This is a genomic window from Neorhizobium sp. 05N33, from assembly GCF_056397445.1.
This window is the reverse complement of sequence record NZ_JBFTNK010000007.1, coordinates 155,990-171,306: the sequence shown is the minus strand read 5'-3', so window position 1 is coordinate 171,306 and position 15,317 is coordinate 155,990. Positions and strand designations below refer to the sequence as shown.

The 15,317-nt window shown below is 61.3% G+C and carries 15 protein-coding genes and 3 tRNA genes; 3 read left to right on the top strand and 15 right to left on the bottom strand.

The features are described from left to right. From AC1DLT_RS19310 to AC1DLT_RS19280, 7 genes are all read right to left on the bottom strand, one after another. Positions 1–258 (bottom strand): hypothetical protein, encoded by a 258-nt coding sequence (locus tag AC1DLT_RS19310; protein ID WP_038541984.1) that lies wholly within the window; start codon positions 256–258, stop codon positions 1–3. Then, entirely contained in the window at positions 258–1,448 is a 1,191-nt protein-coding gene (locus AC1DLT_RS19305) for an NADH-quinone oxidoreductase subunit D (RefSeq protein ID WP_046667760.1), read from the bottom strand. The genes AC1DLT_RS19310 and AC1DLT_RS19305 overlap by 1 nt, the downstream gene beginning before the upstream one ends. Before the next feature lie 78 nt (positions 1,449–1,526). Continuing rightward, a complete protein-coding gene (locus AC1DLT_RS19300) occupies positions 1,527–2,129 on the bottom strand; it encodes an NADH-quinone oxidoreductase subunit C (protein WP_038549024.1) in 603 nt (200 codons plus the stop codon). 32 nt (positions 2,130–2,161) lie between these two features. Then, positions 2,162–2,743, bottom strand: coding sequence for a NuoB/complex I 20 kDa subunit family protein (locus AC1DLT_RS19295; protein WP_007754646.1), 582 nt, complete (start codon positions 2,741–2,743; stop codon positions 2,162–2,164). Continuing rightward, positions 2,734–3,099 (bottom strand): NADH-quinone oxidoreductase subunit A, encoded by a 366-nt coding sequence (locus tag AC1DLT_RS19290; protein ID WP_007754643.1) that lies wholly within the window; start codon positions 3,097–3,099, stop codon positions 2,734–2,736. Before AC1DLT_RS19290 ends, AC1DLT_RS19295 begins: the two co-directional genes overlap by 10 nt. A gap of 263 nt (positions 3,100–3,362) precedes the next feature. Beyond that, positions 3,363–3,439 (bottom strand) — tRNA-Asp (locus AC1DLT_RS19285). Between the two features lie 71 nt (positions 3,440–3,510). After that, positions 3,511–3,587, bottom strand: a tRNA-Asp gene (locus tag AC1DLT_RS19280). 276 nt (positions 3,588–3,863) lie between these two features. On the opposite strand from AC1DLT_RS19280, the gene AC1DLT_RS19275 reads away from it, so the two are divergent. After that, a tRNA-Val gene (locus AC1DLT_RS19275) sits at positions 3,864–3,939 on the top strand. A gap of 260 nt (positions 3,940–4,199) precedes the next feature. Here AC1DLT_RS19275 and AC1DLT_RS19270 read toward each other — a convergent pair. Continuing rightward, the gene (locus AC1DLT_RS19270) at positions 4,200–4,931 is read right to left on the bottom strand and encodes a GIY-YIG nuclease family protein (protein ID WP_477487805.1); all 732 of its coding nucleotides are present in this window, start codon (positions 4,929–4,931) and stop codon (positions 4,200–4,202) included. 475 nt (positions 4,932–5,406) lie between these two features. Here AC1DLT_RS19270 and AC1DLT_RS19265 point away from each other — a divergent pair, with 475 nt between their 5' ends. Next, positions 5,407–5,592, top strand: a complete 186-nt coding sequence (locus AC1DLT_RS19265) for a hypothetical protein (protein ID WP_477487804.1) — start codon at positions 5,407–5,409, stop codon at positions 5,590–5,592. A gap of 4 nt (positions 5,593–5,596) precedes the next feature. Beyond that, entirely contained in the window at positions 5,597–7,318 is a 1,722-nt protein-coding gene (locus AC1DLT_RS19260) for a hypothetical protein (RefSeq protein WP_477487803.1), read from the top strand. A gap of 26 nt (positions 7,319–7,344) precedes the next feature. Here the strand turns inward: AC1DLT_RS19260 and AC1DLT_RS19255 are convergent, their stop codons facing one another. Genes AC1DLT_RS19255 through AC1DLT_RS19225 form a run of 7 tightly spaced genes read right to left on the bottom strand, consistent with a single transcriptional unit; the run spans position 7,345 to position 15,314 of the window. Then, the gene (locus tag AC1DLT_RS19255; protein WP_477487802.1) at positions 7,345–8,256 is read right to left on the bottom strand and encodes a glycosyltransferase family 2 protein; all 912 of its coding nucleotides are present in this window, start codon (positions 8,254–8,256) and stop codon (positions 7,345–7,347) included. Positions 8,257–8,273: 17 nt separating this feature from the next. After that, entirely contained in the window at positions 8,274–8,870 is a 597-nt protein-coding gene (locus tag AC1DLT_RS19250; protein WP_477487801.1) for an LbetaH domain-containing protein, read from the bottom strand. Then, positions 8,857–10,032, bottom strand: a complete 1,176-nt coding sequence (locus AC1DLT_RS19245) for a glycosyltransferase (RefSeq protein WP_477487800.1) — start codon at positions 10,030–10,032, stop codon at positions 8,857–8,859. The genes AC1DLT_RS19250 and AC1DLT_RS19245 overlap by 14 nt, the downstream gene beginning before the upstream one ends. Further along, positions 10,029–11,135, bottom strand: a complete 1,107-nt coding sequence (locus AC1DLT_RS19240; RefSeq protein ID WP_477487799.1) for a glycosyltransferase family 4 protein — start codon at positions 11,133–11,135, stop codon at positions 10,029–10,031. The genes AC1DLT_RS19245 and AC1DLT_RS19240 overlap by 4 nt, the downstream gene beginning before the upstream one ends. Beyond that, entirely contained in the window at positions 11,132–12,169 is a 1,038-nt protein-coding gene (locus AC1DLT_RS19235) for a CgeB family protein (RefSeq protein WP_477487798.1), read from the bottom strand. Before AC1DLT_RS19235 ends, AC1DLT_RS19240 begins: the two co-directional genes overlap by 4 nt. Continuing rightward, positions 12,166–13,782, bottom strand: a complete 1,617-nt coding sequence (locus AC1DLT_RS19230) for a hypothetical protein (RefSeq protein ID WP_477487797.1) — start codon at positions 13,780–13,782, stop codon at positions 12,166–12,168. Before AC1DLT_RS19230 ends, AC1DLT_RS19235 begins: the two co-directional genes overlap by 4 nt. Further along, a complete protein-coding gene (locus AC1DLT_RS19225) occupies positions 13,779–15,314 on the bottom strand; it encodes a lipopolysaccharide biosynthesis protein (RefSeq protein WP_477487796.1) in 1,536 nt (511 codons plus the stop codon). The genes AC1DLT_RS19230 and AC1DLT_RS19225 overlap by 4 nt, the downstream gene beginning before the upstream one ends. Positions 15,315–15,317 lie beyond the last annotated feature (3 nt).

The following is a 15,317-nucleotide window of genomic DNA, read 5'->3' as shown; positions in this document are numbered from 1 at the left end:
TCAGTTTATGGATCCACACCGCGATTTCGTGAGCGACACGAACTCGCAGGCATAGGCAGACTTGTCTTTCTGCATGAACACTATGAACTTTGTTCCACTGGGAACGGAGGTCTTGATCTCATATCCTTCGGACAGGAGATCGCGCATCGATTTCGATCCGCCGGCTTGCGTCGAAATCGCGCCATCCGTCTGCGCCTGCTGCGCGAACGCAACCGGGGCGGCAGAGATAACGGCAGCGAAAACGACGGCGCGCAGCATCAGCGGTCCACCTCGCCGAAGACGATGTCGATCGAGCCGAGCACCGCCGAGACGTCGGCCAGCTGGTGACCCCGACAGATGAAATCCATCGCCTGGAGATGGGCATAACCCGGCGCGCGGATCTTGCAGCGATAGGGCTTGTTGGTGCCGTCGGCGACCAGGAAGACGCCGAACTCGCCCTTCGGGGCCTCGACGGCCGCGTAAACCTCGCCGGCCGGCACGTGATACCCTTCTGTATAGAGCTTGAAGTGGTGGATCAGCGCTTCCATCGACCGCTTCATCTCGCCGCGCTTCGGCGGCACAACCTTGCCGTCCGTAGACGAGAACGGGCCGGTCCTGGCGTCGCCGAGCAGACGGTTGACGCACTGCTTCATGATCTTCACCGACTCGCGCATCTCGATCATGCGGATCAGGTAACGGTCGTAGCAGTCGCCGTTCTTGCCGATCGGGATGTCGAATTCGAGGTCGGAATAGCACTCGTAAGGCTGCGAGCGGCGCAAGTCCCAGGCAGCTCCCGAACCGCGCACCATGACGCCGGAAAAGCCCCAGGCCCAGGCGTCTTCGAGCTTGACGACGCCGATATCGACATTGCGCTGCTTGAAGATGCGGTTGCCGGTGAGCAATTCGTCGATGTCGTCGAGCTTTGCCGGGAATTCATCGCACCACTTGCCGATATCCTCGACCAGTTCCGGCGGCAGGTCCTGATGGACGCCGCCCGGACGGAAATAGGCCGCATGCATGCGCGAGCCCGAGGCGCGCTCGTAGAACACCATCAGCTTCTCGCGCTCTTCGAAACCCCAGAGCGGCGGCGTCAGCGCGCCGACGTCCATCGCCTGCGTGGTGACGTTGAGAAGATGCGAGAGGATGCGGCCGATTTCCGAATAGAGAACGCGGATCAGCTGGCCGCGGATCGGGATCTGGATATCCAGGAGCTTTTCGACGGCGAGCGCGAAGGCATGCTCCTGGTTCATCGGCGCGACGTAGTCGAGGCGATCGAAATAAGGGATCGCCTGCAGATAGGTCTTGGTCTCGATCAGCTTTTCGGTGCCGCGGTGAAGCAGGCCGATATGCGGATCGACGCGCTCGACGATTTCGCCGTCCAACTCCAGCACGAGCCGCAACACGCCATGCGCCGCCGGATGCTGCGGTCCGAAATTGATATTGAAATTGCGGACGTTGTGTTCGGTCATTCTGCTTGCTCCATGCCGGGCGGACAATCGCACCGAGCGGGAAAGAAGTGCGGACGGGCGGCGCGGCTGCGCCGATCCCTAAGCTTTCGCCTTTTCATCCCCGGGGAGCACGTAGTCCGTGCCTTCCCAAGGAGAGAGGAAATCGAAATTGCGGAACTCCTGGCGCAGTTCGACGGGTTCGTAGACGACGCGCTTGGCGTTGTCGTCGTAACGGACCTCGACGAAACCGGTGGTTGGGAAATCCTTGCGCAGCGGATGGCCTTCGAAACCGTAGTCGGTCAGGATGCGGCGCAGGTCCGGATGGCCGGTGAACAGGATGCCATACATGTCCCAGGCTTCGCGCTCGAACCAGTCGGCGCCCGGGTAGACCGGGCAGGCAGACGGAACCGGCTCGTCCTCGGCGGTCGCGACCTTGACGCGGATACGCTGGTTCTGGCGCGGCGACAGAAGGTGGTAGACGACGTCGAAACGCTTTTCGCGTGCCGGATAGTCCACTCCGCAGATGTCGATGAAGCTGATGAACCCGCATTGCACGTCGTCGCGCAGGAAGGTCAGCAGCGGCAGCAGGTTTTCCGCGGTCGCCGTCAGCGTCAGTTCGCCATAGGCGATCTGCGCGTCCGCCACGAGGGACGCACGCGCTTCGCGAATATAGGTCGAAAGCTCGTTCAGGGCTTCACTCATGATCTTGTCCAATTACCCTTAGCCTCTGGCCCTCAGCGCTCGATCGTGCCGGTCCGCCGGATCTTCTTCTGCAGCAGAAGCACGCCATAGAGCAGCGCCTCCGCCGTGGGCGGACAGCCCGGAACATAGATGTCGATCGGCACGACGCGATCGCAGCCACGCACCACCGAGTAGGAATAGTGGTAATAACCGCCGCCATTGGCGCAGGAGCCCATCGAAATGACGTAACGCGGCTCCGGCATCTGGTCGTAGACCTTGCGGAGCGCGGGCGCCATCTTGTTGGTCAGCGTGCCGGCGACGATCATCACGTCCGACTGGCGCGGCGAGGCGCGCGGCGCAAAACCGAAGCGCTCGACGTCATAACGCGGCATCGAAAGCTGCATCATCTCGACCGCGCAGCAGGCGAGGCCGAAGGTCATCCACATCAGCGAGCCCGTGCGGGCCCAGGTGATCAGCTCGTCCGTGGAGGTGACGAGAAAACCCTTGTCGGCGAGTTCATTGTTGATCTCGCCGAAGAACGCGTCGTCACTGCCGATGGGCTTGCCGGTATTCGGATCGATAATGCCCTTGGGTTGCGGCGCGACGAGAGTGCTGCCGTTGTCGACTACTCCCATTCCAGCGCTCCTTTCTTCCATTCATATATGAAGCCGATCGTCAGAACGGCGAGGAATACCATCATCGACCAGAAGCCGAACCAGCCGACCGCGCCGAAAGACACGGCCCAGGGAAACAGGAAGGCCACTTCGAGGTCGAAGATGATGAAGAGGATCGAGACCAGGTAGAAGCGAATGTCGAACTTCATGCGCGCGTCGTCGAAGGCATTGAAGCCGCATTCGTAAGCCGAAAGCTTTTCCGAATCGGGCGCCTTGTAGGCGACGGCGAACGGCGCAACCAGAAGCGCGATGCCGATCACCAGGGAAATGCCGATGAAAATCGCGATCGGGATATAGGAAGTGAGGAGTTCACTCATTGTATTCGATCCCAGCTTGCCTGAAGCGTCGGGAGACGACGCCTGAATATCAATGCACAGGCAAAGCGAACGTGCATTGCAACAAGCCGTGGTTAGCGCAGCCGAAGCCCCGGCGCAAGCTTTTTGAATGTCGCATCCTGCGCCAAAATGGAGCAGTTCAAACGATTATCAGCGGCTGTATCATAGCGACAACCTCAGACCGTGACCATGAGGGACCGGTGGCGGCCGGATCGTATCGGGAGCATGTTCCTCTGGGTGGCGAATGGCGCGAGTGACGGGGCTCGAACCCGCGACCTCCGGCGTGACAGGCCGGCACTCTAACCGACTGAGCTACACCCGCGCATAATGCCGACTGACGGCAGCCGCCTTATGCGCAAGACGCGCAATCGGCGGAGAGTTCGAATAAGAGAATGGCGCGAGTGACGGGGCTCGAACCCGCGACCTCCGGCGTGACAGGCCGGCACTCTAACCAACTGAGCTACACCCGCGCATTTCTCTTGAGGCCGAAACCTCGGAGCCGGGCGACCTCAATCGCTCGGTTGAGCGGCTAACTAAGAGGTTCGCGATCGGGTGTCAAGCGCGTTTCAAGACAAAAGGATGACGTCTCGTCGCTTTGCCCTCTCCTGCCCCACATGCGCGCCTGTCCAGTCGGCTCTTCCCCAAAATTTTAAAAAAAACATCATGAAAGCCCTTGCGGTTTTTCCGCGATCCGCATAGATCACGGCCACCGACGCGGCGGGCCTTGTTGCTCCGCAATCGCGAACGGGCGATTAGCTCAGTTGGTAGAGCGCCTCGTTTACACCGAGGATGTCGGCGGTTCGAGTCCGTCATCGCCCACCATTTTTCTTCAAATGATGACGCTAGCGCCTTAGATCGGTGCGCATTGATTCCACTGGTCCGCTAAACGCTACCTCACGTTAGTGCGGAGAAGTCCAAGGTAGGCTTCGCGCTTCTCCTGATAGAGCCTATCCTGCGTCAACGCCCGGCGGGCGTTGAAATGGTCAATGACGGACTTCAACAGCGATCCAAGACCAAGACCAAGACCAAGACCAAGACCAAGACCACCGATTAGCGGCAATATCCAGTCCATCAAGTCCCCCTCACCAAATCTTCGACCATCGTTTAAACGCGGCAACGTCGGCCCTAGTCAGCTTGAACCATTCCCCCCGTATCCGCTTTGCTGCGAATCGCCTGTGCCAATATGCTTCGACGCCTACCGGGTCGTCAGTGAGGATCGAATGGACAAGCTCTATCTCCCGCGGAAGCTCGATCTGGATTTGCCGCCCCCGCTTGTTCAATGATTTAGTGTAGCCAATTTTGTAATCCGAGCCATGGCGCTGCATATAGACGTGGCCGACGGCACTTTTGGGCATGTCGACATCTTCATTCCTACTCTGGCGTGGCGGAACATACGAGCGCGCAAAGCCCGCAACTTTCTGCTCTCCGTGCCGTTCAGCGTAGTCCGCAAGTGCCGACGCCAGTTCAGCCATTCGCCATCGCGCAAGTATGGTCTTCGGTCCCGGCGCTTCCGTGCGATTGCGCATTTCAAATTGGATATCACCGGTGGACGGAAAGCGTCCAAGGGCCTTGGCGATGCTTAAAACGGGTTGCAGCAGGTCATCATCGGAGAATGCGGTCTGTAGGGAATTGGGGGCAAAACCGGCTTCCGTTAATGCGTCACTCCACTGTCGCCAAAATCTCCCGCGCCATTCATGTGGCTTTATTCCCGTCTCCGCCTGAAATCGTTCGCTGCCCGGGGCTTTTCCGTCCCGCTCTGCAATGTTCTTTATTTTGGAAAGAACGTCCTGCTTTATTGCGTCGAGATTCATCATCGCCCCTCATGCTGAGGTATGATGCGCATTTGAGACGAAAAGAAAAGCTGCGACCTTTACCGGCGGCTCGCATCAGGGTGGACATCGCGTTCACAGCTTCTCGCGGAACGCACCCCATCGTAATCGACTTCTCTTGGTCACCGGGGAAGAATATCAGCTCCGAGCGCGACAATTCGCTCCATTCCGAACGCCCTACAGCCTCCGACCCGTGAGACATATCAGGCGTTTGGCCGGCGAGCGCATCGGCGTGCCATCGATCATTTTGGGAATCTTTTCCAACACTTCGTCCCCGCTCCTCAACCCGTTCCTAAAATCAGGTCCTGAAATGCCGGCCGGCAGTTAACCGATCGGCCGGGCTTGAAACCGAGGAGACAGGAATGGGAAAGCGCCACCTCAGACACGGAACTAACGCCACAGGTGCCGGATGCGTTCGAATCGGCGGGGGCCGGACGGCGAGCGTTCGCGGCGGGAGGAGATGATGCTGGATCTTGGACTTTCCCTGACCGGTCCCGGCACTTTTTCCATCGGCGGCGGTGAGCCGCCCGAAGGCGACGGGTTCACCCTGATGGATGCCGAAGGCAATGCGCTTGCCGACGCAGAAAACAATCAGCTCACCATCAGCCAACTCACGATCAGCCGATTCATCGGCCTGGAGGACTGACACGATGCCATCTCGCCAAATTCCGAAACTCTACATTCCCTCCGATGCCACCGAAGCGGCAATCCGAGCCGTACATGCGACAGCAGTCGCGGCGGGCGGCGGAGGCACTATTCTGCTGCCGGATGCGGTGATTACGCTCACGGCGCCGCTCCCGGTCGCTTCCGGCGTCGGTTACCAGGGGGTACAGCCGGTGCTGAACTATCTGAACGACACACTCCCGGACAGCGGATGGGATTTCGCGGGTGGCACCGTGCTTGCCGGCGACGGGTCGTTTCCCGCTTTTGCCGCCAATGACGCAGACCTTGGCTCACCGTCCGCGACGATCACCGCCGACTGCATTACCGGCTGGCGATGCGAGCATATCGGCTTTACCGGCTTCACCCGCGCCATCAGCATCGGCGCGGTGAACAATATTGGCCTGCAGTTTTCCACCATCCACGATCTCTTTATCCGCGACTGCAGCGACTGGGGCATATTCCTTGCCAATTTCATGCACACGGACGTTTGCCGGGTCTGGACGCATCTCTGCGAAAACGGCCAGTACTACGCGTCATTGCTGCCCGGTTCGACGCTGATGCCCGGAAACAGCCGCTTCGATTCGCTCTTCAATATCACTCCGGCCGATGGACGGGACAATCGGCTCTGCCGGGGTATCGTATTCGAAGCCGGGGGTGACGGCGCTCGTCTGAACGAAATGTATGTCGACCGCATTCAAAACAATGCCTTCAACCGGGCCGAACTTGTGGCCAGCGCGACCTTCTCGAACGGCTCGGCGAATATCGCCGTTGCCGACGGCGGCAAATTCCGGGCGCGCATGCCGGTCGCGTTCACGAGCAGCAATTACGGGATCACCGCCGGGCGGGTCCATGTCGTCAAATCGGTGAGCGGCAATACGATCCAGATCGGCAAGTCCTTCACCTCCCCGGCCACAATCGCGTCCGGCAGCGGCTCGCTGACGCTCTCGTCCTGGGGCATGCCCTGTTTCGAACTGGGCACCAGCAACGAAGGCGCGTTCGTCTCCAATTCACGCTTCTTCGGCGTGGATGTGGAAGGCGGCTCCGGCGCCGGGATTTACGTGGAGAACGCGCAGGGCTGCGACCTCAACATCTCCGAAGTGCCCGGCGACAAGAATGCCGACGTCGTCGGGCGCGCGACCGGCTTCAGCCGGTTCTACAGCAGCAACACGACGATTACCGATTTCGACACAGCCTCAGCCACCAGCCAGTTTCACGGGGCGCGCGGAATTGGCCGCCACGCGATGCTATCAGGTCTGTGGACCGATCAGACCCGCAACGGATTGGCGGCATTCAACATTCGCGGCGACGCAGGGGAAAACCAAGGCGATCTGGAAGTCAGGGGCGGCAACAGCTTCATCTATCCCCGCTTCGGAATGGGAATGAAGTCGACGCTCAAGACCGCAAACACCGTGCTGCATCCGCTGGATGCCGGCCTCGTCACCTTCGACGCCGCGTCGGCGCTCGTCTGCACGCTGCCCGCGATCACCAGTTCGTCGGATGCGTCGTCGCTGGTGGGATTGCCGTTTCATATCGTCAATGCCGGATCGGCGGATTTGGCGGTCAATACCAACGGCACCCAGCTCTTCAACAAGATCTCCGGTAAGACCGGCTATATCCTGAACGCCGGCGAAAGCCTGCTGGTGGTCGCCGCCGAAGGAGCGGGCTCGACGCTCTTCTGGGCGGCCTTCCCGAATGTGGGCGTTGCTTGAATCGCTGCACTTCACGGGCTGTCGCTTCAGAGCGGCAGCCCCGTCAATCGCGCCAGCGCCGCACGCTTTTCCTCAAGCGTTGCCAGCGAGCGGAGCGACCGGTCGAATTCCATGACCTTGGCGCCGACGAGGAAACGGTACCAGTAACCCTGCAGGACATGGTAGATCAGCCCTTCGCGGCCATCGAGGAAGCCGAACTGGCCGATATAGCGGAACAGGAAATAACCGAGTGCGGCGACAGGGAACGGAAGCCGGTTATAGATCTGCTCCTTGATGCGCCGCTTCATGGTGGCCTGTCGCGACGACACTTCTCTCGATAGTCCTAAGTCCTCCGGAAACAGACCGTAACGCCGGCCCAGCACATCGACAGCTTCACGGGTTGCGTATCGGTTATGCTTGCCCGTGAAGAAGCCGAGATCGTTGAGATTGTGATCGGAGAATGGCGCGTCGAAAAGGATTGTGCGGCCGCCCTGCACGACGATGTGCTCGTCCATCCAGCGGTCCTCGACATGTCCCTGCCCCCGCCGCCAGATGCGGGTGAGGATGAGCGGATACCGTCCGCCATGGCGGATCCAGCGTCCGAGGAAGATGTGTCTTCTCTTGAGGTTCACGCCTGCGACATTGGCAGCGAGAGTGGGAAGCTTCTCAGCGATCTCCACCGCCAGTTCAGGTTCGATCACCTCATCCGCATCGAGCCGCATGATCCAGTCGGCCGTGATCGGCGCATTGTCGAGCCCCCACTGGAACTGCCTGGAATAATTGATCCAGGGATTGCTGAGCACGGTTGCGCCAAGCGACCGGGCAATCTCGACCGTGCCGTCGGTCGAGAAACAATCGATGACGAAGACCTGGGAGGCGAAGGGCGCGACGCTTTGCAGCGCGCGGGCGATGTGGCGCTCTTCGTTATAGGTGAGGATGAGGACGGCAAGGCTGGCCATTCGACGACGTGTCCCGATCAGGAGTTCAACCGCACCGGAAAGATGCTCGGCCTATCCTTATCGAAGCGCCGCCGCAATTTTCGGGCCGGATTGCCGGCATAGATCGTCCAGGGATCGAGGCTGCGGAAGGCGACGGCGCGGGCGCCGAGCACCGCGCCCTCCCCGACAGTGACGCCCGGCCCGACAAACGCTTCCGCCGCGATCCAGGCATTCGCACCGACGACGATGGGTCTCGTAACCAGCTGGAAATCGGGATCGTCGACATCATGCGTGCCGGTGCACAGATGGGTGCCCTGGGAGACGATTACGTGGGCGCCGAGCTCGATGCGATCCATGCAATAGCAGTTCACGCCGCTTCCGAGACAGGAATACGCGGCCATGGCGAGGTTCGGCGGATACCAGACCTCGACGCCGGGATAGATCCGCGCCGTCCGGTCAATCCGGGCGCCGAAGCACCGCAGCAGGAACCCGCGCCATGCAAACAACGGCACCGGTGTCCAGCGGCCGAAAAGGCTCCAAACGAGGGTCCATGCAAGCCTGAACAGCCGATGTCTCAGCGCGAAACTCGGGGCACCCAGCCGCGGATTGGAGATCTTCGCGTCAAGCGGCTTCATGAAGGCCTCGTGGAGAGATAGAGCGCAGAACGGTAATGAGATCGCGGGCCGCCGCCTCGATGCGGAAATGGCGTTCGAAGCCCGCGCGGGCATGGGCGCGCATGGCGCTTTTGCCGTCGTCGGAGAGCGAGAGCCATGACCGGAGCAGGCTTTCGATGCCCTCCGATGTGTCGGGCCCGACGAGGCCGCCGCCGCTCATTTGCACGTCCCGCCAGATATTGACCTTGTCGGTCAGCAGGACCGGCGTTTTGCAGGCCATGGCTTCCGCGACGACGATGCCGAAATTCTCCTGGTGCGACGGCAGGACAAAGGCTTCGGCGGCCCGGAAGGCGCCCCACTTTGCATCGCCGGCCAGCATGCCCGGCCAATGGACGCGATCGGCGATGCCGGCCTTGGCGGCCTGGGCAATCAGTTTCGATTTCAACCCGGATTGGTCCGGCCCCGCCATCACCAGGTCGAGATCGGGATTGGACGCGGCGATCTTCGAAAAGGCTTCGACGAGGAGGTCGCAGCCCTTCTTTGCGTGGAAACGGCCGAGGAACAGCAGGAACCGCCCATTCTTCAATTCCGGCAGAAGCCGGCGGAATGCGGCAAGCTGGCTCTCCACCCCCACCGGCGGATCGGCCGTGCCGAACGCGACGATACGCTCCGCGTAACTATAGCCCCGGAAGACGCCGCGCGCCCGGCGGCGCTCTTCTTCGCAGGTGAAGAGGACCGCCGCTGCATCCCGGAGAACCCTGCCCTGCCAGGCAAGCCAGAACGCCTGTTTGGCGACGTGCTTGAGCGGATGGGTTTTACGGAACCACGGATCCATCATGCCGTGGGCGAAGACGACATAAGGCAGGCCTGCCCGCCTCAGGGCCGACCAGCCGCCGACAGAGGCATGATTCCAGAGGCCATGGATGATCGTCGCATCGAAACGATCGGCGTTCGCGGCGATCCAGCGTGCCAGTTCCGGTGTATATCCGTATCTCCGGGTCCATCGCCCGCAGGCATGAACGGGCAAGGGAAACTCTCCCACATAGGGCGCCGATGGCTTGTCCAGCGTCACGACTTCCACCGCATGACCCAGACGCACCATCTGCAGTCCAGTCAGCCGCAGCGCCTCGATCGGGCCTCCGGTTTCGGGATCGGCGCTGGCGATGATGTTGAGGATTCTCATGGCAGCTCCGCGATAATTTTTTCGAGATTTCCCTTGACGTGCTCCATGAGATAGCGCGAGCGGACCTTGCCGGCCCCAGCCTCTCCCATCGCCGCTGCCATGTCCGGATGGTCGAGAAGCATCGCGATTTTCGCGGCCAGCGTTTCAGTATCCGATGGGTTCACGGCAAACCCGTCGACACCATCGGCAATGATCTCCGCCGCTGCATCCTCAGTGCCGCAGATCACCGGCAGGCCATGCAGCCAGGCTTCCAGGAAAACGATGCCGAACCCCTCCTTGGAGGAGGGCATCGCGAAAAGGCAGGCCTGGGCATAGGCCTCGGCCAGTCTCGCATCGGATACGCGGCCCATGAATTCGACCCTGTCCTCGACTGCAAGCTCTCGGGCCAACGACGCCAGTTCCGGTTTGAGCGGTCCCTCGCCGACGACCTGGAGGACGCATTCCACGTTCCGGCGCTTGAGCAAGGCCATCGCCTTGATCAATGCGTCGATATTCTTGCCGCGGTCATGCCGATCCAGCCGGGCGACCGTCAGGATGTTCCGGCTGCTCTTTTTTGGCTGCCGGTCGATGTCGTCGACGGCGTTCGGAAACAGCCTAAACGTCTCGGCGGGAAGGTTGAACGCCTTCTGCATCCGGCTTGCAGTGAAGGTGCTGACGGAGGCGATCCGGCTGAGGGCTCTCGCCATAAGCGGTTCGTAAAACCGCATGCGGCGATAGGCCGGATCGTTCCAGACCTCGTCGCCATGGACGAAGAGCACGAGCTTGATTCTTGGAGATAGCAGCTTGCAGATGAGCCCTACGGGCAGAAGGTTGATATGCCCGAGGAACAGGATTTTGCAGTTAAGGACAGCGACAGCCGAGTGGACGACGAAATCCAGCCGCCGAGGACCAAAGGCGCGGATTGCGGCCGATGTGGTTTCGGGGATGTCGGCCTTGCCATCGCGCATGACGTGGACGGCCGGCGGCTTCCAGCCGTTGTCACCAGAGATCTCGGCCAGGGCAGCGATAACCCGTTGGTTGAAGCGCTGGATACCGCCGAACCGGCCGTAGGTGTCCAGGGCCAGAAACAGAATGCCACGATTGCGCGCCTCCGTTTTCCTCATCGTGCGCCGCCATGTTTCATGTCGGCGACCTGATCGACGATCCGGCGGGCCAGGACCTCGTTATAGGTCCCGTTCGTGAACGTGCGCCGGTGCCCGGCGTCGGCGATCGTTTGGCGCCTGCCGTCATCCGCCAGCAGGCGTTTGCAAGCCTCCGCGCAATCATCCGCTCCATCGAAAAAGATGGCTTCCTCACCCTCCTTGTAGAGCCGTTGATGATGCGGAGTGCGGGGAGCGCAGATGGCCGTGCCGATGGCGGGAATTTCGGCGGAGCGGGTCGTATGCAGGTCGGCATTTTGGCCGTTCAGCAGAACCAGAGCGATTTTTGCGCCAGCAATTACGCGTGTGTAGTCAAAACCTTCAAGGTGATCGGATCGGATGAACGGGCGGAGCAGCCGGTATTCCGGCGCTCTTTTCCATCGGGACCCATGGATCGCGAGCGGCACGCCCCTTTCGATCAACCGCGCCATGAAGGCGCCGCGCCCCGGCATCCATGTGCCGACGAAAACGACATCGGAAGACCGGCGGCTTTTCTCCTCCAGCGTCGGCGGCAGCGTGCGATGTACGACCTCATCCGCGCACTGCCAGATCGTGTCGATCCGTCTTGCACCTCTCCTCGCCATCATCTCTTCGATGCCGTCACGGCGCACGGTGACGACCAGATCGTAGTGCGGGAGGGCGCGGTGAAAAATGCTCCAGCGGAGGCGTTCCGGAGCCGGGTTCAGATAGGGGTTGTCGGCGTTGTAGTTGACGACGATCGGGGCCGCCTTGCGGATGACGTTCAGGGCGGCCGGTCCGACCACGTCGCCGCAATCCACCAGGGCAAAATCGAAGCGCTGCCCGCCGATCCGCCGGCCGAGCCCGTTTGCCACGAGGCGATCGATGCCAGGGCCACCTGCCCTGTTCAGCCACGGCGCCCAATGAGGCGGCAGGAGGGTGTAGGGAGACAGGTGCAGAACATCAAAGCCGATACGCCCGAATGCCGCTGCCCGCTGCAGGCTAGTGCCTGATTCTGCGCCGATATAGAGGAGCCTCATCTCAGCCTCACGCCCCTCGTCAGCCAGAACATCAACACATAGAGCAGCTCCGTCTGCGGCAGCGCCCGGACAAGGTTGCCGGCTTGGACCGCAATAGATTCGTCCATAAGCCCGTTCATGAAGAAGCGGGTGATGCAGATGCAGGCCAGAGCCGAAAGCAGCACATGTCCATCCCGCATCCGGATCGTGAGCGCATCGCCGATCATGAAATTCGCGAAGACGAAGATGGCGAACACCACCACGTAAAACGCGCCGAGGACAACGAAGCCATCGGCGACCGACGAGCCGGTGCGGTAACTTCCCGGCTCATCGCCGGTAACGAGAAAGTTGTAATAATCGCCGGACGAAAAGGCGTTGCTGGATTTATCGAGTTCGGGCGCGAAAAAATTCAGAACCGGCGTCGGAAGCAGCAATAGCAGCTGGTTGACGGCATTTTCACGCGCCAGCCCCTCACCGGTCTGCGACAGCGAAAGGCCAAGGGCGATGTTATGGTCGATGTATTTGGTCGAGACGAAGCGCGCCAGCAGCGGGTTGTCGACATAGATCTCGTTATAGCTGCCCTCGGCCAGGATCCGGTCCGTCTCCCGCCGGGACTGCAGCGCCTCTCCATCGAAATACGTGCCGATGGTCGAGAAGACGAGATCCTGCGACGAGATGTCGGAGCGGTCGTCGCGGGCAATGACCATGGCGGTTGCCAGATCAGAGAGGATGCCGGCTGGAATAGGGCTGAGCAGGATGGCGACCGCGAGCCAGATCACCCGCCGCCTCGTCAGGATGAGGCGTCCTATCATCACCGCGATGGCGAGGCAGATCAGCACGGTCAGGACGTTGACCGCGAACACGCCGCGGCTGTTGCGCGCCAGCGCGATATAGAGCGTCAGGGCGCAGTAGACGGTCAGCGAGAGCCAGTTGATCGACCGCTTGCCGTTCGGCGGATCGATGAGGTAGGCGGCGATCGGGATCAAGAAAGGCGCGACGGAAAATTGCGACAGGCCGGCGAGCAGCTTGAAAGCGATATCGCCGAAATTGTCCTCGCCCCAGCGGTCGGCATTCGTGTACCAGGAGGCGAACGACCCCAGCAGCCCCATCCACCACAATTGCCGGTTTGTCGGCGAGTGATAGAGGCCGAGCGGCGCAAACATCCTTTGGCGGATCGCCGTCGTCGCAACCTGCATCACCCGCGACTGCGCATAGAACCAGTGCAGCGCCACCGCCCATATCTGCAGAAGTGCCAGAGCAGAAAACGTGGCTACCGGCGCCTCGAGGTTGAAGGTGACCGGTTTCCAGGCAAATGTCTGGACGATCAGGGCGGCCAGGCTCGAATGGGCTTGGAAGCCGAGCACCACCAGCGTTGAGATTGTAAATCGTTCGATCCGCCTTGGCTTGGTGCAGTAGGAAAACACCAGGATACCGATCAGTCCGGCTGAAACGGCACAGAACATGTTGGCCAACTCGGGCGATATTGCCAACTGGATTGCCGTGCAGAGCAGGATCGCAATCGCCACGACCCAGCGGGCCTGGGTAACGTAACGGGAATTGCGGCGACGTTGCCCTTGTACGGAACGACGACCGAACACCACATCGCCGCTCGCCAGACCTCCGCTCCCGATCATGGCCGTTCTCCCCTGAGAACCGCCCGTTTGCGGGAGAGGTCTGGAAGACGCCTTTGAAGGATAGCCCGCATGTTGGCTGGCAGGGACCGATAGGCCATCCACGCCGCCAGCAGCGGGCCGATCACGGCGAGAACGGATGACAAGCCGATCGATTGGGGCCAGGCCGCCATGGCGAACAGCCCGGCGATAGCCGAGAGGCCGCCGCAAACGGATGCGGCGAAGGCATGGATTGGGAGGGGCAACCGCAGCTCTCGGAGGGCTCCGCCGGCGGCGGCTGCGTAGATGAGGAAACTGGCGGTCTCGGCCGCTAGAAGCGAGAAGCCGGCGCCCGGCAACGCCCATGAGGTCACCGTCAGATAACAACCGATCGCCGTGATCAGCAGAGAGGTGCCGTTCGCGACGATCTGCGGCAGCAGGATGTTGCTCCCCCGGACGATCGAGGCGAGCGGCTGGGCGAAACCGTAGACGATGATGCAGGCGCAGAGCGAGCCAAACAGCAGTGGGTCCAGCTGGAAATTGCCACGGGTCCACCACTGGAAAAGGCTGGGCGCCACCCACTGGAGCAGAAGGCAGGCGGGACTAATGATGAAAAGTACGAATAGCCAGCTGAGGATGACAGTGACTTCCGCCGGTTCGCTCTTCCCTTCCCTCAGATAGCACAAGAGCTCCGGCTCGACCGGCCCCGCCAATGCATTGATGCCCTGCATCGCCATATTCGACAGCGTCCGGGTCGCGGTGAACGCACCGAGAAGGCCAACACCGGCGAGCGGTGCGATCAGCAGCCGGATGCCCTGCTGGTTTCCGATGGCGAGCAGTTCGCGGAGCGATACGAACAGGCTCCTCGTGAGGTTGGACCAGCTCCTGCGCAGATCGGGGACGGCAAAGCCGATTTCTTCGCGCCGCCAGAGACGGAAGCAGTCGACATGAATGGCGATGTTGACGGCCACGTTGGCAACCGACGAGGCGATGACAGCGTCGAGGACGTCACCGCCGGAAAGGACTGCCGCGAGGGCCGCGAGGTTGATGCCGACCAGCAATGCAAACCGCCACCACGCCATTCTCGCGTAATAGCCGAAAGGGATGAGCGCCCGCCCGAGGAGACCGCCGACGGAGCTGGTGACGAGCCAGGTGAGCGCATAGACGGTCATCGAGCCTGAAAGGTCGTCCATCAGCTCCGCAGGAACAAAATCTCCGAACAGCGCGTCGGCCCATCCGAAGGCCGGGACAGCCGTCCAGAAGCACAGGAGTATCGTTCCCAGCAGAATGGCGGCCGGGATGGACGAGGCGAAGTCCCGTCTTACGGCATCCCTGGTGCCGAGCCGTTGGAACTCGTAACCGAGGTAGTTCTGATGGCCGAGGTCGAAGACGACGGAGAGGGAATAAAGCGTCTGCAGCAGGACCCAGAGCCCGAATTGCTGTGCCGACCACCAGCCGAGCATGATCGGCACGCTGATCGTCTGGATCAGGATATTGGCGGCAAGCAACGCCCCATTGGCGATCGAGCCCGAGATTAGCCGTACTGACACACTCATCGA